Below are 25048 nucleotides of genomic sequence, written 5' to 3' on the forward strand. Positions count from 1 at the left end.
CCCGTGCTGTCCCCGGGGGTAACTGCCTTGTGGGAAAGCGGTTCCGTCGTGCCGTCAGTTCTGGGGTCTGTCGTGGGCGACACGAACGGGTGAAGCTGTAGGCACACGTGTCCTGTGTTGCTCGCGCCGGTACGCTCACCACCATGGCCCCACGTCCCTCCGCAGCCAAGAAGCAGCCCGCGAAGAAGGCCGCGGCTCCCGCGAAGGCTCCGGCGAAGAAGGCCGTAGCGAAGAAAGCCCCGGCGAAGAAGGCGCCCGCCAGGAAGGCAGTGGCGAAGAAGGCCGCGCCCCCCAGGCCGGCGCCCAGTCCCACCGGCGGCGTCTACCGCCTCGTACGCGCCCTGTGGCTGGGGCTGGCACATGCCGTGGGCGCGGTGTTCCGGGGGATAGGGAACGGTGCGAAGAACCTCGACCCGGCGCACCGCAAGGACGGCGTCGCGCTGCTGCTGTTCGGGTTCGCGCTGATCGTCGCGGCGGGGACCTGGGCCGATCTCAGGGGCCCGGTCGGGGACCTCGTCGAGATCCTGGTGACCGGCGCCTTCGGCCGGCTCGACCTCCTCGTGCCGATCCTGCTCGTGGTGATCGCCGTACGGTTCGTGCGGCACCCGGAGAAGCCCGAGGCCAACGGCCGTATCGTCATCGGTCTTTCCGCGCTGCTGATCGGGGTGCTCGGGCAGGTGCACATCGCGTGCGGGTCGCCCGCGCGCAGCGACGGCATGCAGGCCATAAGGGACGCCGGCGGGCTCGTCGGGTGGGCGGCGGCGACTCCGCTGACCTTCGCGATGACGGAAGTCCTCGCCGTACCCCTCCTCGTGCTGCTGACGGTCTTCGGGCTGCTCGTGGTCACGGCGACCCCGGTCAACGCGATCCCGCAGCGGCTGCGGCTGCTCGGCGTCAAGCTGGGTGTGCTGCACGACCCGGAAGAAGACGACGGGTACGACGAGTACGCCGACGACGAGCGGTACGACGACCAGTGGCGCGAGGCGCTGCCCGGGCGTCCGCGCCGACGGACGGCCGGAGGCGAGGCGTACGACCCCGAGGACGCGGAGGAAGCGGCCCTCTCGCGGCGTCGCACGCGGCCGAGGCGCGCCGGGGTGCCCCAGCCCTCGGGGGACCGGCAGATGGACGCCGTGGACATCGCGGCGGCAGCGGCGGCGGACCTCGACGGCGCCGTCCTGCACGGCATGCCGCCCTCGCCGCTGGTCGCCGACCTCACGCAGGGCGTCAGCGTCGGGGACCGCGAGCCGACCCGGCCCACGCCCGTGCCTGCGGCGCGGCCGAAGCAGGAGAGGCTCAAGCCGGGGATAGTGCCGGACCTGACCAAGGCGCCGCCGGAGGAGATGCGCGACCTGCCCCCGCGCGCGGAACAGCTCCAGCTCGCCGGGGACATCACGTACGCGCTGCCGTCCCTGGACCTCCTGGAGCGCGGCGGCCCCGGCAAGGCCCGCAGCGAGGCCAACGACGCCGTCGTCGCGTCCCTGACGAACGTCTTCACCGAGTTCAAGGTCGACGCCGCCGTCACCGGCTTCACGCGCGGGCCGACGGTCACCCGCTACGAGGTCGAGCTGGGCCCGGCCGTCAAGGTCGAGCGGATCACCGCGCTGACCAAGAACATCGCGTACGCCGTCGCCAGTCCCGACGTACGGATCATCAGCCCGATCCCCGGGAAGTCGGCCGTCGGGATCGAGATCCCCAACACCGACCGGGAGATGGTCAACGTCGGGGACGTGCTGCGGCTCGCGGACGCCGCCGAGGACGACCATCCGATGCTGGTGGCGCTCGGCAAGGACGTCGAGGGCGGGTACGTCATGGCGAACATGGCGAAGATGCCGCACATCCTCGTCGCCGGGGCCACCGGGTCCGGCAAGTCCTCGTGCATCAACTGTCTGATCACGTCGATCATGTGCCGGGCGACCCCCGAGGACGTCCGGATGGTGCTCGTCGACCCCAAGCGCGTCGAGCTGACCGCGTACGAGGGCATCCCGCACCTGATCACACCGATCATCACCAACCCGAAGCGCGCCGCCGAGGCCCTCCAGTGGGTCGTACGGGAGATGGACCTGCGCTACGACGACCTCGCGGCGTTCGGGTACCGGCACATCGACGACTTCAACCAGGCCATCCGCGACGGCAAGCTGAAGACGCCCGAGGGCAGCGAGCGGGAGCTCAAGCCGTACCCGTACCTGCTGGTGATCGTCGACGAGCTGGCCGACCTGATGATGGTCGCCCCCCGGGACGTCGAGGACTCGATCGTGCGCATCACGCAGCTCGCGCGCGCGGCGGGCATCCACCTGGTGCTCGCGACGCAGCGGCCGTCCGTCGACGTCGTCACCGGTCTGATCAAAGCCAATGTGCCCTCCCGGCTCGCGTTCGCGACGTCCTCGCTCGCCGACTCGCGGGTCATCCTCGACCAGCCCGGCGCGGAGAAGCTGATCGGCAAGGGCGACGGGCTGTTCCTGCCGATGGGCGCGAACAAGCCGGTCCGTATGCAGGGGGCGTTCGTCACCGAGGCCGAGGTCGCGGCCGTCGTGCAGCACTGCAAGGACCAGATGGCGCCGGTCTTCCGGGACGACGTCACCACCGGGACCAAGCAGAAGAAGGAGATCGACGAGGAGATCGGCGACGACCTCGACCTGCTGTGCCAGGCCGCCGAGCTGGTCGTGTCCACGCAGTTCGGGTCCACCTCGATGCTCCAGCGCAAGCTGCGGGTGGGGTTCGCGAAGGCCGGGCGGCTGATGGACCTCATGGAGTCGCGGGGGATCGTGGGGCCCAGCGAGGGGTCCAAGGCGCGGGACGTGCTGGTGAAGCCGGAGGAGCTGGACGGGGTGCTGGACGTCATCAGGGGCGGGGGCTGACGGCGGGGCTGACGCGCGGGTCCGTGGACGGCGATCTTCGTGACTCACCCGTTAGAGATCGTCGGGCAACCGTTTCCCTTTGTCGTACGTCCAGTTGAGCGAAGGACAGATAAGGGCCCCATGCTGGGCCCCCGCTGTCCCGCTGTCGGCGTGTCCGGTCGTATCGATGCCATACCGATGGCGTACAAAGTCCGACCGCCCGGTTGCCCCACCCTTTTGTACCCCCCCTAGACTGAATCTCCAGCACAGGCGGCTACACGCTCGAAAGGCGCCCCCGTGTCCATCGGCAACTCCCCTGAAGACGAGCGTCCGTTCGCAGACGTCTCCTCCGAGGAAGCCCCCTCCATCGGCCATGTGCTCCGGCAGGCGCGGATCGCCGCCGGTATGACCGTCGACGACGTCAGTACCGCCACCCGGATCCGCATCGCCATCGTCCACGCGATCGAGGCGGACGACTTCACACCCTGCGGCGGTGACGTCTACGCGCGCGGGCACATCCGTACGGTGGCCCGTGCCGTCCACATCGACCCCGCGCCGCTGATCGCCCGTTTCGACGCCTCGCACGGAGGGCGTCCCGCGCCGACGCCGGCCGCGCCGCTCTTCGAGGCGGAACGTATCCGCCCGGAGCGCAGGGGGCCGAACTGGACGGCCGCGATGGTCGCCGCGATCGTCGCCGTGATCGGTTTTGTCGGTTTCACCGCCTTCAAGGGGGGCGGCGAAGGCGACGGAAAGGATCAGATCGCCGGCGGGGCGACGCCCACGCCGTCCGCCTCCAAGGCGCAGGTCACGCCCAAGAACGAGAAGCCGACGACCGACCTCCAGCCGACCCCGTCCGACGACGCCATCGCCGCCGCCCCGCTGGACAAGGTGACCGTCCGCGTCAGCGCCGCGCACGGGCGCAGCTGGATCTCCGCCAAGGACCACAACGGACGGCTGCTCTTCGACGACCTGCTCAAGAAGGGCCAGTCGAAGACCTTCCAGGACAGCAGCAAGATCAACCTCGTCCTCGGCGACGCCGGGGCGATCGACCTCTGGGTGAACGGCAAGAAACTCGACAACGACTTCAAGCCGGGCGCGGTCGAGCGGCTGACCTACACGAAGGGCGATCCGCAGGCCGGGTAAGCCGGGTAAGGGGCCGTGATCTTGGTCAACCCCGTCGGCGTCCGTTGTCGGTGGGACAAAGTAGTCTTGAGCCCATGCCTGAACGCCGTACCGTCGCACTCGTCACCCTTGGCTGCGCCCGTAACGAGGTGGACTCGGAGGAGCTCGCAGGCCGTTTGGAGGCGGACGGCTGGCAGCTCGTGGAGTCCGCCGACGAAGCGGACGTCGCCGTGGTCAACACCTGCGGATTCGTCGAAGCCGCCAAGAAGGACTCCGTGGACGCCCTCCTGGAGGCCAACGACCTGAAGGGGCACGGCAGAACGCAGGCCGTCGTGGCGGTGGGCTGCATGGCCGAGCGGTACGGCAAGGAGCTCGCCGAGGCGCTGCCCGAGGCCGACGGCGTGCTCGGCTTCGACGACTACGCGGACATCTCCGACCGCCTCCAGACCATCCTCAACGGCGGCATCCACGCCTCGCACACCCCGCGCGACCGGCGCAAGCTGCTGCCGATCAGCCCTTCGGAGCGGCAGGAATCAGCCGCCGGGGTCGCCCTGCCGGGGCACGCCCCGGTGGACCTCCCCGAGGGCCTCGCGCCCGCCTCCGGCCCGCGCGCGCCGCTGCGCCGCCGGCTCGACGGCTCCCCGGTGGCCTCCGTCAAGCTCGCGTCCGGCTGCGACCGGCGCTGTTCCTTCTGCGCCATCCCGTCCTTCCGCGGCTCCTTCATCTCGCGCCGCCCCTCCGACGTCCTCAACGAGACGCGGTGGCTGGCCGAGCAGGGCGTCAAGGAGGTCATGCTGGTCTCCGAGAACAACACGTCGTACGGCAAGGACCTGGGTGACATCCGGCTCCTGGAGTCGCTGCTGCCGGAGCTGGCCGAGGTCGAGGGCCTGGAGCGGGTGCGGGTCAGCTACCTCCAGCCCGCCGAGATGCGGCCCGGCCTCATCGACGTCCTCACCTCCACACCCAAGGTCGTGCCGTACTTCGACCTCTCCTTCCAGCACTCCGCGCCGGACGTGCTGCGCGCGATGCGGCGCTTCGGCGACACCGACCGGTTCCTCGAACTGCTCGACACCATCCGGAGCAAGGCGCCCCAGGCGGGCGTGCGCTCCAACTTCATCGTCGGCTTCCCCGGCGAGTCCGAGCACGACCTCGCCGAGCTGGAGCGGTTCCTGACCGGCGCGCGGCTCGATGCCATCGGCGTCTTCGGGTACTCCGACGAGGACGGCACCGAGGCCGCGACGTACGACAACAAGCTCCCCGAGGATCTCGTCGCCGAGCGCCTCGCGCGCGTGTCCCGGCTCGCCGAGGAACTCGTCTCCCAGCGCGCGGACGAACGCGTCGGGGAGAGCGTCCGGGTCCTTGTGGAGTCCGTCGACGAGGTGGAGGGTGTCTACGGCCGCGCGGCGCACCAGGCGCCCGAGACCGACGGCCAGGTGCTCCTCACGAGCGGCGAGGGCCTGGAGGTCGGCCGTATGGTCGAGGCGAAGGTGGTCGGCACGGAAGGCGTCGACCTCGTGGCCGAACCGTTGGAGCGCTCGAACGGGTGGAGTGAGGAGACAGGCAGATGACGGGTGTTCCGGCGTCGGCCGCGGGCGGCTCCTCGCGCGGCGTGGGGAGGGTCTCGCGGGGCTCCGGGGGAGCGGGTGCGGCTGCCGGGGGGGCGGGATTCTCGCCGGTGTCCCCGACGGCCGGGGGTGCCGAGGGAGCGCGGGTCTCTTCGGGGACCGGCGCGGCCGGGGTTTCCGGGATCGGTGCGGCTGGGATTTCCGGCGAGGTGCCGGTGTCCTCGGTCGGGGTCACCGGGGGGACGCAGATGTCTTCGGCGGGGGGTGCCGGTGGGACGCCGGTGTCTTCCGGTGGTGCCGGGGAGGCCGGGGGAGTGGGATCGGGATCGGGGAGTGACGACGGTGTCGTGGGCGGTGGGTCGGCGGAGGGTGCGCGGCCTCCGCGTGGGGCGAAGGTTGTCGCTGCCGCCGTCAACCAGGCGAGTGTCTGGAACATCGCCAATCTGCTGACGATGCTGCGGCTGATCCTCGTACCCGGGTTCGTCGCGCTGATGCTGGCCGACGGGGGGTACGACCCGGCGTGGCGCTCGTTCGCCTGGGCCGCCTTCGCCGTTGCCATGATCACCGACCTGTTCGACGGGCACCTCGCGCGCACGTACGACCTCGTGACCGACTTCGGGAAGATCGCGGACCCCATCGCGGACAAGGCGATCATGGGGGCGGCGCTGATCTGTCTGTCCAGCCTCGGTGATCTGCCGTGGTGGGTGACGATCGTGATCCTGGGCCGGGAACTCGGGGTGACGCTCCTTCGTTTCTGGGTCATCCGGTATGGAGTGATCCCCGCGAGCCGCGGGGGGAAGCTGAAGACCCTCACCCAGGGCGTGGCCGTCGGCATGTACGTCCTGGCGCTGACGGGGTGGCTGGCCACCCTGAGGTTCTGGGTGATGGCTGTGGCGGTCGTCCTGACCGTCGTGACGGGGCTGGACTACGTAAGACAGGCCATTGTGCTGCGGCGTGAGGGAATCGCCGCCCGCAAGGCCGCGTTGGAGGAGACGGAAGCGTGAGTTCCACGGCCACCGACGTGGTGCGACTACTGACGGTGAGGGGCGAGGTGCTGGCCGTCGCCGAGTCGCTGACCGGTGGCCTGGTGGCGGCGGAGATCACCTCGGTCCCGGGGGCGTCCAAGGCGTTCCGGGGCTCGGTCACGGCGTACGCGACCGAGCTGAAGCGCGAGGTGCTGGGTGTCGACGCGGAGTTGCTGGCGGCGCGCGGCGCGGTGGACGCGCAGGTCGCGGCCCAGATGGCGGCCGGCGTCCGCAAGGCGCTCGGTGCCGACTGGGGCATCGCGACGACCGGCGTCGCCGGCCCCGACCCGCAGGACGGCCGGCCCGTGGGGACCGTCTTCGTCGCGGTGGACGGGCCGTTCGGCCCTGGTGCCGGTTCCGCCTCTGGCGGAAAAGTGAAGGCCCTGCGGTTGAACGGCGGCCGTGAGGAAATTCGTAGAGAGAGTGTACGGAGCGTACTCGCACTGCTCCTTCAGGAGCTTGCGGGCGAACAGACCGGGAATGAGCGGGCACAGGATACGGAACAGAACGGGGGGTTTTGATGTTTGCAGCCCTGAGTGAACACGACATCGCTCCCCGCACGGCCGCAGCGCTAGGCGGTACGGTGGGGCGAGAAGGATGCGGCTACGCGGTCCGAGGAGGGAGCCACCGATGATTCTGCTCCGTCGCCTGCTGGGTGACGTGCTGCGTCGGCAGCGCCAGCGCCAGGGCCGTACTCTGCGCGAAGTCTCCTCGTCCGCCCGAGTATCGCTCGGCTATCTCTCCGAGGTGGAGCGGGGGCAGAAGGAGGCATCCTCCGAGCTGCTGTCCGCCATCTGCGACGCGCTGGACGTACGGATGTCCGAACTCATGCGGGAAGTGAGCGACGAACTCGCCCTCGCCGAGCTGGCCCAGTCCGCTGCGGCCACCCCCAGCCAGCCCGTGCCGACTCCGGTGCGTCCGATGCTGGGTTCCGTCTCGGTGGCCGGTGTGCCTCCGGAGCGGGTGACCATCAAGGCGCCCGCCGAGGCGGTGGACGTGGTCGCCGCCTGACGGCTGTCTGTCCGTGTGAACCCCGGCCGGGGGTGTCCTGGCCGGGGTTCACACGTATCCGCAGGGAGCCGCCGGGATCCGTGTGCGGTTCCGTTTGCCGGGTACCCGGGGTGCGGGCATCGTGAAGGAGCCTTGATCCCAGCACCGGAGGTCTACGGATGTACGTCGTGAAGAGCCCGCTGTCCGACGCCGATCTGCGGATCGTCGGGGGTGCCCTGCAAGGGGCCCTCGTCGACCTGATCGACCTCTCGCTGGTCGCCAAGCAGGTCCACTGGAACGTCGTGGGGCCGCGCTTCCGGTCCGTCCACCTCCAGCTCGACGAGGTCGTCGACGTCGCGCGGCTGCACTCCGACACGGTCGCCGAGCGGGCCTCCGCGCTCGGGGTCTCGCCCGACGGGCGGGCGGCGACCGTCGCCGGCGGCAGTGGGATCGGGGGCGTGGCCGAGGGGTGGGTGAAGGACACCGACGCGGTGCGGGCGCTGGTCGATGCGCTGGGGGCCGTCATCACTCGTATGAGGGAACGTGTGGAGGTTACGGGTGACGCGGATGCCGTGAGCCAGGACATTTTCATCGGGATCACCGCGGATCTTGAGAAGCACCATTGGATGTTCCAGGCGGAGAACGTGTAGGGGGCTGTGTGGTGGGGTGGATAGCCCGGGCGGTGCTCGGGGCGGTGTGGTGGTGGGGTGCGGTGCGGCTCGCGGTCGTGCCGGGGGCGGGGATGGTGGAGGGGGCGGTCGTGGCCGGGGGGTGGGGGTTGAGTCTGCTGCCGGTGCACTGTGTGCCGAGGGCGGGGGCGGTGGGGGTGGTTGCTGTGGGGCGGTGGCGGGAGGCTTGGCGGGGTGGGGGGTCTGGGGAGGGGGTTCGGGGTGGTCGGGGGCGTGGCGGTGGTCGAGGGTGCGGTGGGAGTGAGGGTGTTGGGCGGGGGCGATGAAGTGTGATGATCGGATGTGGCGACTTACGTCGTAGGTCCGGCGATCCGCGTCACCACGGCATCGCGACGCCCCCGTTGGGCCGCAGGATCTGCCCCGTCATGAACGCCGACGCGTCCGAGGCCAGGTACAGGACCGCGTGCGCGACCTCCTCCGCCTCGCCCACCCGCTTCAGCGGTGCCAGGCGGGCCATGGACGCCTCCGTACGGGCCTGGGCCGCCGCGTCCGGGCGGTCGGTCATCGGCGTGCGGATCCAGCCCGGGGCGACCGCGTTGACCCGGATGCCGTGCGGGCCGGCTTCGGTCGCGAGTGTCCTCGTCAGCTGGACTACGGCCGCCTTGGCGACGCCGTAGCAGAGCAGGCCGGCGCCCCCGGTGTCGACCGCGCCGGACGCCATCGTGACGATGCTGCCGCCCGAGCCCTGTCCGATCATCAGGTCGGCGGCCTCCTGGCAGGCGTACAGCACGCCCTTGAAGTTGACGGCCCACACCCGGTCGAGGTCCTCGTCGCGGGTCTCCAGGACTGTGCTGCTGTGCATGATCCCGGCGACGGCGGCGAGGATGTCCAGGCGGTCGCAGGAGGTGATGGCGTCGTGGAGTTGGGTGCGGTCGGTGACGTCTAGACGGTGGGTGTGTACGCCCGCCTGCACGCCCGTGTGTGTGGCTGCGTGCGCGGCTTTGGCGAGTGCCGCCGTCTCCTCCAGGCCCCGCGCGTCCCGGTCCGCCGCGTGCACCGTCGCCCCCGCCTCCGCGAGGAGGATCGCGCAGGCGCGGCCGATGCCGCTCGCGGCTCCGGTCACGAACGCGGTGCGCCCGCTGAGGTCGTACACCTTCACGGCCATTCATCGACCGTACGAAATAATCTGACGATCCGTCAATTGTGCGGGCCCTTTTGGCAGTTCGGGCACCAGTACGTGGGGCGGCCGTCCTGGTCGGCGAGGCGGACGGGCGTGCCGCAGCGCAGGCAGGGGCGGCCCGCGCGGCCGTACACGAACAGGTCCTGGCCGTGGCGGCCCGTCGTCGTGCGGACCGGGCGGGTGCGGTTGGCCTCCAGGAGGCGGTGCGCGAGGGCCGGGAGCTTGGCCGCGCGGTCGGGCGGGAGTGCGCCGACGGGGAGCCAGGGGGTGGCGCCGGTCAGGAAGCACAGCTCGCTCTTGTAGACGTTGCCGATCCCGGCGAGGTTGCGCTGGTCCAGCAGGGCCTCGCCGAGGGGGCGGGCGGGGTCCCCGAGGAGGTTCGCCAGGGCGCGGCCGGCGTCCCAGTCCGGGCCCAGCAGGTCGGGGCCCAGGTGGCCGACGAGGCTGTCCTCCTGCGCGGTGCGGATCAGGTTCAGCACGGTCAGGCGGTAGCCGACGGCCGTACGGTCCGCCGTCCCCAGGACCGCCCTGATCTGGTGCCCGGGGCCGCCCGTCCAGCGCCGGCCCTCCGCGTACACGTACCAGGCGCCCTCCATGCGCAGGTGCGAGTGGAGGGTGAGACCGCCCTCGATCCTCGCGAGGAGGTGCTTGCCGCGCGGGGTGACGTCCAGGACGGTCCGGCCGGTGAGGTCGACCGTCGCGTACTTCGGGACTCTGAGGTCGGAGAGGGTGAGGGGGGTGCCGGCGAGGGCGGTGTGGAGACGGGTCGCGGTCTGCCAGACGGTGTCGCCTTCGGGCATGGGGGGCCTTTGGGGGAGGGGGTGGGGATGCGCCCGCGCGTGGGGTGGGGCGGTGGCTGGGTGACGCGCCCATGTGTAGGGCTGCGGGGGTGGGGTGGCGGTGGGGTGACGCGTCTGCGCGCGGGTGGGGCGGCGGGGGCTGCGCGGAGGTGGGATGCGCTTGCGCGCGGGTGGGGCGCCCGCGTGTGGGGTGGTGGAGGCAGGGGTGTGGCGATACGGCACGTCCGCGCGCGGGGGTGTGTCGGTGAGGTGGGAGCGGCGTGGCGCGCGCGGGGGTGTCGTCATGCTCGTAGGCGCAGGCCGCGCGGGGTCGCGATGAAACCTGCCTCTTCCAGGAGGACGCCGAAAGGGGACGTCAGGGCCGGGGCGCCGTTGACGCGTTCCACGGTGACCGTTCCGAGCGAGTCCGCGCGGGCGGCCTCGGCCAGTGCCTGCGCCGCCTCGCGGAGGCGCGGGTCGTCCCTGGGGGCGTCGTCCGGGGCGCTCGGCCAGGCCAGGAGCGTCTTCCCGCCGCGCTCCATGTACAGCGTCAGCTCCCCGCCGACCAGCACCACCAGCGAGCCCGCCTTCCGCCCCGGCTTGTGCCCCGCGCCGGTGGGCGGCTCGGGCCAGCCGAGCGCGGCACCGTACGCGTTCGCCGGGTCGGCCGCCGCCAGGACGAGTGCTCGGGACGGCGGTGTACGGCGGTGAGGGCGCCCGTGCGCGTACGGCGGGGCTGGGGCGGGGCGCCGGGGGCCCCGGGGGGTGCCGGTGTCGGGGGAGGCGAAGTCGAGGGCGTCGGCGGGGGCGGGGGTGCTCCAGTCGAGGTCGGGAAAGCCAGGGCCGGCGTCGTGGTCGGGCGCGTACGGGGTGGTGTGGTCCGGCGTCGTGTGATCCGGGTCCGCGGGGTGGCCGTAGGGCGCGTTGTGGGCCCGCGTCGGGGCGTCGGCGAGGGGGCCGGGCGGGGTGTCGTCCGGGGTCGGTCTGATGCCGCGCGTGGCGCTCGCCGGGAAGCCGTAGTCGGCCGGGGTCGCCGGGGCCGGGAGGGACTCGTCGCGGTCGCGGGCGCCCGCCACCGCGCGCAGGCGGTCGACGGCGCCGTCCATGGCGAACTGGGCGGCGCCGAGGCCCTCCACGACGTACCCCCGGCGCGCCTGGCCGCTGTCCTCGAAGACCGACAGCACGCGGTACGTCGCCGAGAAACCGCCCTCGACGCCCTCGGCGGCGACCGCGCCCCGGGTGACCACGCCGTGCCGGTCGAGGAGGGTGCGGGCCAGCGCGTGCGCGCGGACGGTCGGGTCGCCCTCGGCGGCCGGGAGGAGGGACCAGCGGCCGGCCACGGTCGGAGGGCCACCGCGCGAGGCGGGGCGGGCGGCGGCGGTGAGGGAGCCGTAGCGCCCGCGCGGGACCGCTCGCCGCGCGCGGTGGGCCGTCGAGCCCGCCGTACGGCCCGAGCCGAGCAGCGCGCGCATCGGGGCGAGCGTGTCGTTGGTGAGGCGGCCGGACCAGGCGAGGTCCCAGAGGGCGTCGGCGAGCTGCGGGTCGGTGGCGTCCGGGTGGGTCGTGGCGCGGACCCGGTCGGCGATCTGGCGGAAGAACAGGCCGTAGCCGCCGGAGAGGGCGGTCAGGACCGAATCGTGCAGCGCGGTCGGCTCCAGGAGGTGCGGCGGGGGCAGGAGCAGCGGGGCCGCGTCCGCCAGGTAGAGGGAGATCCAGCCGTCCTTGCCGGGGAGCGCGCCCGCGCCCGCCCAGACGATCTCCCCGGCGGCGGTGAGTTCGTCGAGCATCGCCGGGGAGTAGTCGCGCACGCGCGAGGGCAGGACCAGCTTCTCCAGCGCCGAGGCGGGTACGGAGGCCCCCTGGAGCTGCTCGACCGCGCGGACCAGGCCGTCGGTGCCCCGCAGGGCGTGGCCGGCGCCGACGTGCTGCCACTGGGGCAGGAACTGGGCGAGCGCGGCCGGTGGGACCGGCTCCAGCTCTTGGCGCAGCGCCGCGAGGGAGCGCCGGCGCAGGCGCCGCAGGACCGTCGCGTCGCACCACTCCTGGCCGATGCCCGCCGGGTGGAACTCGCCCTGGACGACACGCCCGCTCGCCGCGAGCCGCTGGAGCGCGCCGTCGGTGACGGCCGTGCCGAGGCCGAAGCGGGCGGCTGCCGAGGCGGACGTGAACGGGCCGTGCGTGCGCGCGTGGCGGGCCAGCAGGTCACCCAGGGGGTCCTTGACGGGCTCGGTGAACGCCTCCGGGACACCGACCGGCAGGGCCGTGCCCAGCGCGTCGCGCAGGCGGCCCGCGTCCTCGATCGCCGCCCAGCGGTCGACGCCCGCGACGCGCACCCGGATCGCGCGGCGGGCCGCGGCCAGCTCCTGCGCCCAGCCCGGGTCGGCGCCGCGCCGCGCGAGGTCGGCGTCGGTGAGCGGGCCGAGGACACGCAGCGCGTCGGCGACGGCTTCGGCGTCCCGCAGGCGCCGCTCCTCGGTCAGCCACTGGAGCTCGCGCTCCAACTCGGTGAGGACCTCGGCGTCCAGCAGTTCGCGCAGCTCCGCCTGGCCGAGCAGCTCCGCCAGCAGCCGTGAGTCCAGGGACAGCGCGGCGGCGCGGCGCTCGGCGAGCGGCGAGTCCCCCTCGTACAGGAACTGGGCGACGTAGCCGAACAGCAGACTGCGCGCGAAGGGCGACGGCTCCGGGGTGGTGACCTCGACCAGGCGCACCTTGCGGGACTCCAGGTCACCCATCAGCTCGACGAGCCCGGGGACGTCGAACACGTCCTGGAGGCACTCGCGGACCGCCTCCAGGACGATCGGGAACGACCCGAACTCGCTCGCCACCTGGAGCAGTTGCGCCGCGCGCTGGCGCTGCTGCCACAGCGGGGTGCGCCGGCCGGGGGTGCGGCGCGGCAGGAGCAGCGCCCGGGCGGCGCACTCCCGGAACCGGGACGCGAACAGCGCCGAGCCACCGACCTGGTCGGTGACGACCTGATCGACCTCGCCCTTGTCGAAGACGACGTCCTGCGCGCCCACGGGAGCCTGGTCGGCCTCGACCGCCGTGTGCAAAGGGGTGCCCGCCTTCGTCGGCTCCCGGTCGAGGAGGTCCAGGCCCATCAGGTCGGCGTCCGGCAGGCGCAGGACGATGCCGTCGTCCGCGTGCATCACCTGCGCGTCCATGCCGTACCGCTCGGCGAGCCGGGCCCCCAGCGCGAGCGCCCACGGGGCGTGCACCTGGGCGCCGAACGGGGAGTGGACGACCACGCGCCAGTCGCCCAGCTCGTCCCGGAAGCGCTCCACGACGATCGTCCGGTCGTCCGGGACATGGCCGCATGCCTCGCGCTGTTCGGCGAGGTACGACAGGACGTTGTCGGCGGCCCACGCGTCCAGGCCCGCCGCGAGCAGGCGCAGCCGGGCGTCCTCCTGCGACAGCGCGCCGACCTCGCGCAGGAACGCGCCCACCGCGCGCCCCAGTTCGAGCGGGCGGCCCAGCTGGTCGCCCTTCCAGAACGGCAGCCGGCCCGGCACACCGGGGGCGGGGGAGACCAGGACGCGGTCGCGCGTGATGTCCTCGATGCGCCAGGAGCTCGTACCGAGCGTGAAGACGTCGCCCACGCGCGACTCGTAGACCATCTCCTCGTCCAGCTCGCCGACCCGGCCGCCGCCCTTCTTCGGGTCGGCGCCCGCGAGGAAGACGCCGAACAAGCCCCGGTCGGGGATCGTGCCGCCCGACGTGACGGCCAGGCGCTGGGCGCCCGGCCTGCCGGTGACCGTCCCCGCCACGCGGTCCCACACCACACGCGGGCGCAGCTCCGCGAACGCGTCCGACGGGTAGCGGCCCGCCAGCATGTCCAGGGTCGCCGTGAACGCCGACTCCGGGAGCGACGCGAAGGGGGCCGCGCGCCGGACGGCCGCCAGCAGGTCGTCGAACTGCCAGGTGTCCATCGACACCATCGCGACCACCTGCTGCGCCAGGACGTCCAGCGGGTTCGCGGGCACCCGCAGGGACTCGATGGCGCCCACGCGCATGCGCTCGGTGACCACCGCCGCCTGGACCAGGTCGCCCCGGTACTTCGGGAAGACCACGCCGGTCGACACCGCGCCCACCTGGTGCCCCGCCCGGCCCACGCGCTGGAGGCCGGAGGCCACCGAGGGCGGCGACTCCACCTGGACCACCAGGTCCACCGCGCCCATGTCGATGCCCAGCTCCAGGCTGGACGTCGCGACCACCGCCGGCAGCCGGCCCGCCTTCAGGTCCTCCTCGACCAGCGCGCGCTGCTCCTTGGAGACCGAGCCGTGGTGCGCCCGCGCGATGACCGGCGGGGCGCCCCGGGCCGCGCCCGAGCCGCCCATCAGCTCGGCCGGCGTGTGATGCTCAGCCAGCGGCTCGCCCGTCGCCCGCTCGTAGGCGATCTCGTTCAGCCGGTTGCACAGGCGCTCCGCAAGGCGGCGGGAGTTCGCGAACACGATCGTCGAGCGGTGCGCCTGCACGAGGTCCGCGATCCGCTCCTCCACGTGCGGCCAGATGGAGGGGCGCTCCGCCTTCGCGTCGTCCACCGGGGAGCCGCCCAGCTCGCCCAGGTCCTCCACCGGGACGACCACCGACAGGTCGAACTCCTTCGCCGATCTCGGCTGGACGATCTCGGCCTTCCCGCGCGGGGCGAGGTAGCGGGCGATCTCGTCCACCGGGCGGACCGTCGCCGACAGGCCGATCCTGCGGGCCGGCTTCGGCAGCAGGGCGTCCAGCCGCTCCAGGGTCAGTGCCAGGTGCGCGCCCCGCTTCGTGCCGGCCACCGCGTGGACCTCGTCCAGGATGACCGTCTCCACGCCCGTCAGCGCGTCGCGCGCGGCCGACGTCAGCATCAGGAACAGGGACTCCGGGGTCGTGATCAGGATGTCCGGCGGGCGCGTCGCCAGGGCCCGGCGCTCCGCGGGCGGGGTGTCGCCGGAGCGGATCCCGACCTTGACCTCCGGCTCGGGGAGGCCGAGGCGCACGGACTCCTGGCGGATGCCGGTCAGCGGGCTGCGGAGGTTGCGCTCCACGTCCACCGCGAGGGCCTTCAGCGGCGAGACGTACAGCACCCGGCAGCGCTTCTTCGGGTCCGCGGGCGGAGGCGTGGACGCCAGGCCGTCCAGCGCCGCCAGGAACGCGGCCAGCGTCTTGCCCGAGCCCGTCGGGGCGACCACCAGCACGTCCGAACCCTCCCGGATGGCACGCCACGCGCCCGCCTGGGCCTCGGTGGGCGCCGAGAACGCCCCCGTGAACCAGCCGCGGGTCGCGGGGGAGAAGCCGTCCAGGGCTCGGTGTGCGGAACTGACCATGCGTCCATCCTGCACCTCGCCACTGACAATCGGGCTGACCTGTGGATACAGGGCCGGCGGCGGGGTCAGGCGAGGGGGCGGCCGTACGACCTCAGGGTGCGGAGGGCGTCGATCGTCGCCATCGCCCGGGCCTCCAGGGCGGCGGAGGGGGTCCACCGGGGCCGGTGGGGCGGCCAGCCGCCGTCGGACTGCTGGCCGGCCGCGAGGAGGTCCAGGGAACGGGACATCTCGGCGTCGGTGAACCACGCGCGCGCGACGGAGTGCGGGACGGGGGCGAAGTCGTGGGGGAAGTGCTGCCCGGCGGGCGAGGGGTACGCCTTCGGGCTGTCCGGGGCCAGGACGGCCAGGTGCCGGTCGCGCACCAGACGGCCCAGGCGGTCGGCGGCGGCCTGCGCGCGGGAGCGGTCGGGGACGGCGTCCAGGAAGGTGACGGCGGCCTGCACCTCGTACGGATCAGGGGTCCGCAGGGACTCCACCGCGTGCCAGCAGAAGTCGGTGGCCCGGAACAGCCAGGCGTGCCAGACGTCGTTGCGGTGCAGGAGGCCCGTGACGGGGCCGGTCGTCAGCAGGGCGCCGGCCGGGACGTCCGCGATCGGGGCCGACGGCGCGGCCGGGTAGCCGCGCTGGGAGGGCAGGACGGCCGGGAGGGCGCCGTCCGGGGACGACACCGCCGTCAGATGACGGCACAGCTGCTCCACCCGCCGTCCGCCGCAGCGCCCGAGCGCGTCCAGGACACGCAGCGCGTACACCGCGTGCGGGGGCTGGCCGACGGGTCCGCGCAGGTCGGGCTCCAGGGCGTGGCCGTACCCGCCGTCCGCCGTGCGGTAGGCGTCGAGCGCGGTCTCCACGGGGTCGGCGGAGGCGCCCAGGAAGTGGTGGGCGAACAGACGCTGCTCCAGCACGCGCGCGTTGAGCCACATGAAGCGCTCCGCGCGCGCGAGCGGGGAGCGCGCCGAGGGCGTCTGGGGCAGGGGGGAAGCTCCTGGTTCGGGCATGTCGCGACCGTAGGGCGGAAGGCGGTGCCCGCGCGGGCGTACGGCCAAGGGTGTACCCGAGGGGCGGGATACTGGGCGCATGCGGTTGACGGTCTTCTGGGAGCGGAAGCCCCGTCGGCCTGCGGAGATTTCGTCCGTTAGCGCTATGACCTGCGCTGTTGCGCGGAATCGAAAGCCCTCCGCGTCCCGGGCCGTCCCGCGCTGAAACCCCCTGAAAACTCCCTGGATTCGTACTCGAACTCCCTGGGGACCCCCTGGGGTGAGGGTGCGACCGGGGAGTTTTGTGCCGTCGGCGTGGGCTGAGGGTGATGACTCTCTGTGGTTGTCTGCGCGTTTTGCCTTCTGTGCCGGTCTACCCACAGCCGAGGGCTGTCCCGTGAACGATAGGCGCAGCTCGGGCGTGGGCGATCGGCGTGCCGGGCCGGCAGTTCCTGGCCCTTACCGTGGCGGTGGGGGACGGCAGGCTCCAGAGCCGGCCGTGATGCTGATGCGAGGGTTACTCGCGCCGCACCGAGACAACCGACTTGCCGAAGCGGTGCGAGTTCAGTTCGGTGAAGGGCTCTGTCCAGGACGGCGTCGACGCCGTGATCACATCAGCCAGAGCATGATCGTTTAACCTCGGGGGGACAACCGACGTCTCGTACCTTCTCAGCCTGGGCCGGTCCAGAATGCCGCCATGGTCGACGAAGAGCACAACAAGCCGGCTGCACGTTCTTTTCTGCTATGCGCCACTGAGGTGGCGTGGTTGATGGATCTCGGGAACGCGGCCGACGTGCCGCAAGTGCGCCGCGCACGGTACCTGGCCCATGCGGTGCGCAAGCCGCTGCTCGGACGCACCCACCTGCCGGAAGAATTCTTCGCCCCGTTGCTGGCCGCAGCCGTCTACGACCCGGACCCCAGCTTCTGCCGCTGGTTCGTCGAACCAGCGGTCTACGCCTTCGGGCGCCGCCGAGTCATGACTGCACTGCTCGACTATCTACGGACCGGTACGGAGGCGGAGCAAGCAGGCGCCGAGCGGGCCTGGTACTGCGCTCATGTGCCGCTCAGCGCCGATCGGTCCCCTGCCTACGCACCCGGTGGAAGCCGCGATCCAGCCATGGACGAGGCCCACGATGTAATGGCCGAGTGGCGGGAAACCGTTCGGCGATCAGCCGTGTGACTGGGACGCCGCGAAACTTGAGTCGGCTCTGTTGCGGGGATGCCCGGTCAGAGGCAGGGCGCCAGGGTGTCGATCGTGGATCAGCTGAGAAAAGACGTCGCGACAGCTTCGGCCTGATTGTGGGTGCAATCAGGCCGAGTGTCCGCGTATATCTTGTGATGGTTGATTTTCACCAGAGGCTGAGCGGGCGGCCTGCTGCAATTGCAGCTCGGATGGCTATCGCGATCTCCGCTTCAGGCTTCCCGTTCTTCTGGCTGGCACGGATAGCGGCGCCGATCGCGCGGGAGCGTCCGGCTGGGCCGCGGAGGTCGGCCAGAGGGCTACCTGGGTCCCTGCGACGGGCCAACCATTCGGCCCGGTTCTCAGCCGGCGTGCCCAGACGGAGGTGGGTGGGTTGTTGGCAGGAGTGGTTGTCGCAGGTGTGGCAGACGGTGGGGCTGTCGTTGTCCCAGCCCAGGCGGGGGATCACGCCGTGGGCGAGCTGGTAGCCGTAGAGGTGGCCGGGGACGGTGCCCCGTCGGGTCGGGCCGGGGAGGGAGGCCGCGCGGAAGCTGGCGTGGCCGGTGCTGGAGATCGCGCCGTAGAAGAACCAGCAGTCCGAGTCCGACGCGGTGCGGTGCACCTTGGCCCAGTACCGGGTCTGTGTCGATGCGTCGGACAGCCAGGCTGACCACTCGACAGCGGGGATACGTACCGGGGACGGGGCCCCGATCAGCGCGAGCTGTTCGGGACCCTCTTCGGGTGACGCGGCGTGGCCGTGCATGGTGGGGAGCGGGAAGAGGCCGGGAGGCCGGTCATGAGACATCGCCCTGGGTGTCGTTCAGATCGGCGGTCTCCACAACTCCGGCTTCTTGGAAGGAGAGTTGAGGGGTGGAGTTGCCCGGCCGGGAGCGGCGGGGGCGTGGGCGGCCTGCGCGAGTACGTAGCGCCTCGATGACCTCTTTGTGCGCCACGAGGCGCTACTTGACCGTGCGGCGGTGAAATTCCGCCGCCGTGGCCTTGTCGCAGCAAGGCCGCGAAGCTGAGGACAGCCTGACCCGGGAGTCGCCGGGAGGGGCGGAAAGCAGTCCTGACAACGCCGGGACACTCCGGAACTACCAGACGGGGCGGGTCCGGCAAGCAAGACGAGAAGGTGTACGAGAGGAACCAGCGCGTGAAGCTCCGTAAGCGTCGAGCCGGCTCCAACCTGGTGGATATGGGCCGGTCCGCAGCGCACACCTGCCGTGATCATGCGGCGGGTGACTCCGAAGCCGGGATGAATAGGCCGGTGGGGAGGCCACGAGGAAAGCCTGCGGCGTACTCGTGGCGAGGCTGCCGGGGTATAGCTGGGCACCTCCCTCGTCGAACGGTTGGTGGTGAACGTGGGAACCACCTGCGGCTGCCCTCACGATGCTCCATCCAGGACATCGAAGGGCAGGCCCGTCGTCGGCTGTCGGCCGCAGTGTGGGGCGGAGGCCCCGTAGTAGTCCGAGCGCGCGAAAGGCGCGTACATGGCGAAGGGGGCCAGCAAGTCAGCAGGGCGGATACTGGAATGCTCGGAGGACGCCGGTGAATACCGACGCACCAACGCTCACGTCGTTCGGCGCGGAGCGCAGGGTACGAGAGATTCAGACCAAGCTGCACCGTTGGGCGACCGACGATTCAGACAGGCAGTTCCGTGATTTGTTCAATCTCGTCTGTGATCCCGCATTTCTCCTGATTGCATGGGAGCGAGTGCGGGACAACAGGGGTGCACGGTCGGCAGGAGTTGACGGGAAAAGCGCCTACTATATCGAGCGGCAAGGTGTCGGCGAGTTCCTGGCCGAGCTCCGCGAAGATTTGAAAGCGCAGCAGTTTCGTCCCTTACCGGTCCGCGAGCGGATGATTCCGAAAGCGGGCGGAAAGAAACTGCGCCGTCTAGGTATTCCCACCGTGCGGGATCGCGTTGTTCAGGCTGCGCTGAAATTGGTGCTGGAGCCTATTTTCGAGGCGGACTTTGAGCCGTGCTCGTATGGCTTCCGGCCCAACCGGCGAGCTCATGACGCGATCGCCGAGATCCGCACCTTTGCCAGTCCGCCCCACCGATACGAGTGGGTCGTGGAGGGCGATATCGCGGCGTGCTTTGACGAAATCTCGCACTCGGCACTAATGGGCCGGGTGCGCCAACGGGTCTCCGACAAGCGCGTCCTGATGCTGGTCAAGGCGTTCCTGAGGGCCGGAATCCTCAACAAAGAGGGGCTCTTCAGGGAATCACGCACAGGGACGCCACAGGGCGGAATTCTGTCACCTTTGCTCGCCAACGTCGCACTATCAGTACTCGATGAGCATTTCGCTCGACGTCACCGAGAGCAGAGAAGGATGACTCGGCAGCAACGGCGGGGAGAGCCATCATTTCGGCTTATCCGCTACGCTGACGATTGGGTCGCTCTGGTTCGAGGTGACAGAGCTGATGCTGAGGCGATATGCGACGAAGCCGCCGAGGCTCTCTCCACGATGGGCTTGCGCCTTTCGGAGGAGAAAACCACGCTGGTGCACATCGATGAGGGCTTTGACTTTCTCGGTTGGCGCATCCAGCGCCACCGAAAACAAGGCACGGCGAAGTACTACGTCTACACCTACCCGAGCAAGAAGGCGGTTAAGTCCGTCACGGGAAAAGTGAGGACGGCCAGCCGATTGGACAAGAACCAGCCGCTCGAAGTCCTGCTGCACTATCTCAACTCTGTGCTGCGGGGCTGGTGTGTCTACTTCCAGCCCGGGGTTTCAAGTGCCACCTTCCACTTCCTGCGCGCGTTCACCTGGCGCAGGGTCATGGGTTGGCTGCACCGAAAACACCCGCGTGCGAATTGGAAGCAAGTGCGCCGCAGGTATTGCCAGGGCCAGTGGTGGCCGTCAGATGGCGATACCGCTCTGTTCGATCCGGGGCGGATGCGGACTACCCGCTACCGCTACCGCGGGACAGCGATTCCCACTCCGTGGGCGAGCACGATCTGAACTGTTCGGACGTCAACGGGACTTGTGGAGCGCCCGGTGCCCGGAGACGGGCACGCCGGGTGCGGGAGGCGGTCCGGGGAAACCCACTGGTGGGAACACCAGCAGGGCGTCCCGGGCCGACCTCACGGCGCGAGCGGCGGTGACTGCCTTCGCGTCCCGCTCCAGTTCTTCGGCGGGAACACCGAGGAGGTCGGCCACCAGCTCCGAGTCCTGGTCGTACAGGCGCAAGGCCGCCGCAGTCGCCTCGCGGGCCTCGCGGTCTGCTGTTTCTTTAGCAACTGCCGCTTCTACAGCGGTTTTTCGTGTGGTCAAGACGCTCTGGGCGGCCAACTCGCGGGTCTTCATCTGGAGGGTCTCTACGGCCCGTACTCGTCGCCGTAGCTCCGCCGTTGTTACACCGTCCGGCGACGTCATCTCGACAACCTTCCTTCTGAATAGGCGAGTTGAGCCTGTGCCAGGGAGGTTGGCACGCTGAGGGCGTCTGCACGGCGCTGACTGGGGTGGTGGTTCATGGTGGGCACCGTAGGTATGCGGCCAGGAAGAACTCACATGTCGATGAGCCTGAGGAAGTAACGGTCTGACGGGCAACGGTGAGGTGTTGGAACAGGTCGTCGACGAGAGCAAGCTCCCTTCGTGTTCGGTCCGTTGACTACCTGGGCGGGTTGCTGTCGCTCAAAGAACGTGCCTCCGGCGGGTCCGCTCTCGGAGGGGGAGGGGGCGAGTTGGTCGGCTGGCCCGCCGTCGTGGTCGGGGTGGGGGCGGCGGTGGGGTTCCCTCCTCGGTCGGTCGTCCCAGCAGAGCGTGCCGCGCCGCAGGGATGCGAGGTCGTACGTCCGGGTCCGGGACTTTCCTCGTACCTCAGAAAGTCCCAGCTTCCGGGCGCTCCACCTCGCATCCCTGCACCACGGCACGCTTGGCAATGCCGTCCAACCGAGGAGGGAACCCCACCGCAGGCGCGTTGTGGCTGAGGCGCCAGCCGTAGGCCGGGGGAGAAACCGCAGGGGGTTGCACGAGAGCTTAAAACATGGTTTAATTAAACATGTCGAGAGGGGAGGGCAACGCCCCGACCGGCACCCCGAGGTTCAGTCGGCCTCGGGCAGTCACTCTCACCAGGAGCAGAGCTATGGGTACTCCCCAAGCAGACGTGAACCCCAAGTTGGCCACCATCAAGGCGCTACTCGCCAAAGCTGAGAACGCCGCGACCCCCGAGGCGGAAGCCGAGCTTGCCCGCACGCGGGCGATAGAGATGATGGCCAAGTACGGTGTCGACGAAGCCCTGTTGAGCGACGGACAGCCGTCGCGGGACGGGATCGTCACTCGGTACGTCGACCTGCCCAACCCGTGGTCCATGCCGCGCGCCCGCCTCATGTACTTCATCGCGGAAGCCGTCGGATGCAAGTCCCTCCACATCGGTGGACAGGGAGCCGGTACGCGACAGGTTCAGATCGTCGGATACGAGTCCGACGTGCAGCGCGCCGAGATCCTTTACGCCTCGCTCCTGCTTCAGATGTTCAACGGGTTGAACGCGCAGGCTGTGCCGTACGGAGTCCGGAGTGCCCGAGCGTGGCGGAACTCGTGGCAGCTCGGGTTCATCGTGCGGGTCACCAAACGGCTCAAGGAGACCGAGGACGCTGCCCGGGCCGCCGCCAACGCAGAGACGTCGGCCGCCGGGCGCAGCGGCGAACTTGTGCTGGCCGACCGCGACGCCATGGTCCAGGCCGCATTCAAGGTCGAGAACCCGCACGTGCGGACGCAGCGGGGGTCGTACAGCGGTAGCGGGTACGGCGCCGGTGCCGCTGCTGGAAACCGGGCCGACATAGGCGGGACTCGCCGCATTGGTGCTACGGCCGCCGGGGTGCTCGCCTCCTAGTGGTCAACTCCGCCGGGGGCGGCGGCCCAGTCGTCCCCGGCTCTGTCAGAAGGAAGAGAATCCCCATGTCCTTGAAGAACCGTCCCCCGGCGCCGTGGAGAAGCGACAACGACCAGATGCAGGCTGGTAGGGCTTGGGTGTCGTGCGAGGTCTGCGAGTCCACCGAGAACCTGACGCGCGTTGTCTGCCGTAAGTGGCCGTCCAGCACTGTCGGTGCGAGGTACTACGCCCGATGTCCCCAGCATCCTGATGCTCTGACGGCCACGGTCGAGTGCTGATCAAAACCCCAGGAGGTCACAGCATGTCCGCACGTCACCGCCCCGCAACTCCCGCCCGCATCCTCACCACCGCCGCCAACCACATCGAACGAGTCGGCCTCTACCAGGGTGACCACCTCTGGCAGCCCGGCCGGATGGGCGACGCCGCCCCCTGCACCGTGCTGCACGCATGGGAGCGAGGGGTCCGCGCTGCCCGGCCCCGCTGGACCGTGCGCGGTGAACCGTGGGGCGTCTTCCACCAGGCCCTTGCCGATTCCCTGGTGGCGCTCAGCGACCACATCAACGGCCGCGCCGTTCCCAGTCTTCGGTGGAGGAAACTGCGGCTCACCGAAGATGCCTACCGGCGCACCGTGCTGTGGTGTTGGGGGGACGCGCCCGAGCGCACCACCGATGAGGCCGCCGCGATGATCCGCGCCGCCGCAGCCCGCTGCCTGAGTGACGCCGATCACGGCATCACGGATTGCCTCATCCGCTAGAACATGGTTTAATTAATGACATCGGGAGGGGGAGGGCAACACCTCCTCCCGACCCCCACCGGGCCGAACGGCCCGACGGAACTCACCAGGAAGAGAAAAGCGATGCTCAACGTCAAGAACCGAGCCGGCTCCAAGGCGACCCCCACCCTGTGGTCGACCCTCACGGTCGCCGAACTTGCCGCGCACCCGGGCAACCTCCGTGACATCGAGACCCCGGCCGATCTGCTGGCCGACGTGAGGGAGAACGGCGTCAACGAGCCGCTGTACGTCGTGCGGACCCACGGCGACGTGCCGCAGATCGTCGACGGGTTCCAGCGTCTCGCTGCCGCCGTCGCCGCAGGTCTGGAGGCCGTCCCGGTCACGTCCCGCCCGGTGATCCGCATCGACGCGCTCACCCCGCACCCGAAGAACGCCCGCGAAGACCTGGACATCAACGCGGCGTTCGTGGAGTCCCTCCGCGCCGAGGGGTGCCGAATTCCCGTCAAGATTCAGCGACTTGACGGCGGGGTCCTCCAGGTCAACGACGGCAACCGTCGCTTCCACGGCTCGAAGGACGCGGGACTTACACACCTGCCGTACGAGTGGGACGAGGACGACCGCGACGCCGCCGGGCAGTTCCTCGACATGATCACGACCGCGCAGCACCGCAAGAGCCTGACGCCGTCGGAGGTGAACCAGGCCATGTTCAGCGCGGCCGAGGCGGGCGCGCAGGTGGGCCGTATCGCCCGAGCCGCAGGCGTACGGCAGAAGGACGTCAGGACGGTCGTCAAGGTCCGGTCCGACGAGAAGTTGAGCGCCGCCGTCGCGGGCGCGAGCAGCTACGCGTGGACGTTCGAGCACATGGCCGCACTCGCCGAGTTCGCCGACGATGCCGAGGCGCTCGGAGCGATCACCGAGGCCGCCGCAGAGGAAGACGCCGACGCCAGCGACGTTGACTGGGCCATTGCCATCGAGCGGACCAAGCGCGACCAGCGGGCCAAGGCCGAAGCGCACCGCGCGGAGTTGGAAGCGGCAGGACAGAAGGTCAGGGACGCCGAGGAACTGTCCGAGCGCGCGGTTGCCGTGTGGAGACTTCGCGGTATCAGCGTCGAGGAACACGCCGACTGCAAGGGGTTGGTGTGGGTGTTCGACGAGCGGCGGGGCGACCGGTACGAGCCGTACTGCTCCGCTCCCGGTCTGTACGGGCACATGGCGCCTGTGAGCGCCAGCGGCGCCACGAAGACCACCGCCGAGGTGGAGGCCGAGCGCGCCGCCCGCGCCGCCGTGAAGAAGGGGAACCTTGACTGGGACGCCGCCGAGGTTCTGCGCCGGAAGTGGATCACGGACCTGATCAAGCGGCGCAACCTGCCGAAGAACATCACCAACGACCTGATCGGGCACGTCAACAACGCACTTCTCAACGGAAGTTGGGGCATCTCCGATGACCTCAACAAGGAGCCGACCACCGAGATCCTGGCTGTCTTCCTGGGGCTGAACACGGAACAGGCCAAGAACCGAGGCGGTTTCGCCGGGCACGTCGCCAAGGACCCACGCAGGGCTCCACAACTCCAGTTCGCGGCGATCGCCGCAGTCCGCGAGAAGTGCGCGACGCGGTCTGCGTGGCGGACGGACAGCCAGCGGTCGGACTGGACCCGGAAACCTGCGGGCCGCTGGTTCATGGTGCTGGAAGCCCTGGGGTACCCGTTGACCCCGATCGAGCAGTCTGTTGTGGACGACGAGCCGTACGACCCGGCGAAGAAGAAGCCCCGCGCCGCGATCACGTCCGGCTGTGAGCAGGGAGCGCGGGAGGAGTCCGGCACCGCCGAGGAGCCGAGCGAGCAGGAGGCCGACGAACCGTCGAGCGAGGACGAAGCCGCCGCCTGACTCCCCAGCA

18 protein-coding genes are annotated in these 25048 nt (G+C 70.7%); 12 read left to right on the forward strand and 6 right to left on the reverse strand.

Annotated elements, in window-relative coordinates; genetic code table 11:
• Positions 1-143: 143 nt before the first annotated feature.
• The 7 genes from ACQCO7_RS31710 (at position 144) to ACQCO7_RS31740 (ending at position 8186) form a co-directional block, all read left to right on the forward strand.
• Positions 144-2855: a DNA translocase FtsK gene (locus tag ACQCO7_RS31710; protein ID WP_464074995.1), complete on the forward strand. Its 2712-nt coding sequence runs from the start codon at positions 144-146 to the stop codon at positions 2853-2855.
• A 276-nt stretch (positions 2856-3131) separates the two neighbouring features.
• Positions 3132-3977, forward strand: a complete 846-nt coding sequence (locus ACQCO7_RS31715; RefSeq protein ID WP_464074996.1) for a helix-turn-helix domain-containing protein — start codon at positions 3132-3134, stop codon at positions 3975-3977.
• Between the two features lie 74 nt (positions 3978-4051).
• A complete protein-coding gene (rimO, locus tag ACQCO7_RS31720) occupies positions 4052-5524 on the forward strand; it encodes a 30S ribosomal protein S12 methylthiotransferase RimO (protein WP_464074997.1) in 1473 nt (490 codons plus the stop codon).
• Positions 5521-6525 carry a CDP-diacylglycerol--glycerol-3-phosphate 3-phosphatidyltransferase gene (gene pgsA, locus ACQCO7_RS31725; RefSeq protein ID WP_464074998.1) on the forward strand — a complete coding sequence of 335 codons (1005 nt, stop codon included), beginning with the start codon at positions 5521-5523 and terminating at the stop codon, positions 6523-6525. The genes rimO and pgsA overlap by 4 nt, the downstream gene beginning before the upstream one ends.
• Positions 6522-7067, forward strand: coding sequence for a CinA family protein (locus ACQCO7_RS31730; RefSeq protein WP_464074999.1), 546 nt, complete (start codon positions 6522-6524; stop codon positions 7065-7067). Before pgsA ends, ACQCO7_RS31730 begins: the two co-directional genes overlap by 4 nt.
• 109 nt (positions 7068-7176) lie before the next feature.
• Positions 7177-7557 carry a helix-turn-helix domain-containing protein gene (locus ACQCO7_RS31735; protein ID WP_464075000.1) on the forward strand — a complete coding sequence of 127 codons (381 nt, stop codon included), beginning with the start codon at positions 7177-7179 and terminating at the stop codon, positions 7555-7557.
• Between the two features lie 158 nt (positions 7558-7715).
• A complete protein-coding gene (locus tag ACQCO7_RS31740) occupies positions 7716-8186 on the forward strand; it encodes a Dps family protein (RefSeq protein ID WP_010360619.1) in 471 nt (156 codons plus the stop codon).
• A gap of 355 nt (positions 8187-8541) precedes the next feature.
• On the opposite strand, the gene ACQCO7_RS31745 is transcribed toward ACQCO7_RS31740, so the two are convergent.
• The 4 genes from ACQCO7_RS31745 to ACQCO7_RS31760 all read right to left on the reverse strand — a co-directional run bounded on the left by ACQCO7_RS31745 (position 8542) and on the right by ACQCO7_RS31760 (position 16422).
• Positions 8542-9330 (reverse strand): SDR family NAD(P)-dependent oxidoreductase, encoded by a 789-nt coding sequence (locus tag ACQCO7_RS31745; RefSeq protein WP_464075001.1) that lies wholly within the window; start codon positions 9328-9330, stop codon positions 8542-8544.
• Between the two features lie 32 nt (positions 9331-9362).
• Positions 9363-10145: an Fpg/Nei family DNA glycosylase gene (locus ACQCO7_RS31750; RefSeq protein ID WP_464075002.1), complete on the reverse strand. Its 783-nt coding sequence runs from the start codon at positions 10143-10145 to the stop codon at positions 9363-9365.
• Positions 10146-10426: 281 nt separating this feature from the next.
• On the reverse strand, positions 10427-15427 hold the full coding sequence (locus ACQCO7_RS31755) for an ATP-dependent helicase (protein WP_464075003.1): 5001 nt from the start codon (positions 15425-15427) through the stop codon (positions 10427-10429).
• Positions 15428-15492: 65 nt separating this feature from the next.
• The gene (locus ACQCO7_RS31760) at positions 15493-16422 is read right to left on the reverse strand and encodes a hypothetical protein (RefSeq protein ID WP_464075004.1); all 930 of its coding nucleotides are present in this window, start codon (positions 16420-16422) and stop codon (positions 15493-15495) included.
• Positions 16423-17098: 676 nt separating this feature from the next.
• Between ACQCO7_RS31760 and ACQCO7_RS31765 the strand changes: the two genes are divergently transcribed.
• On the forward strand, positions 17099-17581 hold the full coding sequence (locus tag ACQCO7_RS31765) for a hypothetical protein (protein WP_464075005.1): 483 nt from the start codon (positions 17099-17101) through the stop codon (positions 17579-17581).
• Positions 17582-17750: 169 nt separating this feature from the next.
• Here ACQCO7_RS31765 and ACQCO7_RS31770 read toward each other — a convergent pair whose 3' ends face one another.
• Positions 17751-18386, reverse strand: a complete 636-nt coding sequence (locus ACQCO7_RS31770; RefSeq protein WP_464075006.1) for a hypothetical protein — start codon at positions 18384-18386, stop codon at positions 17751-17753.
• A 743-nt stretch (positions 18387-19129) separates the two neighbouring features.
• On the opposite strand from ACQCO7_RS31770, the gene ltrA reads away from it, so the two are divergent.
• Positions 19130-20551, forward strand: a complete 1422-nt coding sequence (gene ltrA, locus ACQCO7_RS31775) for a group II intron reverse transcriptase/maturase (RefSeq protein WP_464075007.1) — start codon at positions 19130-19132, stop codon at positions 20549-20551.
• Positions 20552-20563: 12 nt separating this feature from the next.
• On the opposite strand, the gene ACQCO7_RS31780 is transcribed toward ltrA, so the two are convergent.
• Complete coding sequence (locus tag ACQCO7_RS31780) at positions 20564-20965, reverse strand: hypothetical protein (RefSeq protein ID WP_464075008.1); 402 nt, start codon at positions 20963-20965, stop codon at positions 20564-20566.
• 709 nt (positions 20966-21674) lie between these two features.
• On the opposite strand from ACQCO7_RS31780, the gene ACQCO7_RS31785 reads away from it, so the two are divergent.
• From ACQCO7_RS31785 to ACQCO7_RS31795, 3 genes are all read left to right on the forward strand, one after another.
• Positions 21675-22421 (forward strand): DUF2786 domain-containing protein, encoded by a 747-nt coding sequence (locus ACQCO7_RS31785; RefSeq protein WP_464075009.1) that lies wholly within the window; start codon positions 21675-21677, stop codon positions 22419-22421.
• A 301-nt stretch (positions 22422-22722) separates the two neighbouring features.
• Complete coding sequence (locus ACQCO7_RS31790; RefSeq protein WP_464075010.1) at positions 22723-23175, forward strand: DUF6197 family protein; 453 nt, start codon at positions 22723-22725, stop codon at positions 23173-23175.
• Between the two features lie 102 nt (positions 23176-23277).
• Positions 23278-25038, forward strand: coding sequence for a ParB/RepB/Spo0J family partition protein (locus ACQCO7_RS31795; protein WP_464075011.1), 1761 nt, complete (start codon positions 23278-23280; stop codon positions 25036-25038).
• The last annotated feature ends 10 nt before the right edge of the window (positions 25039-25048 follow it).

Source organism: Streptomyces saintjeani (assembly GCF_055409605.1).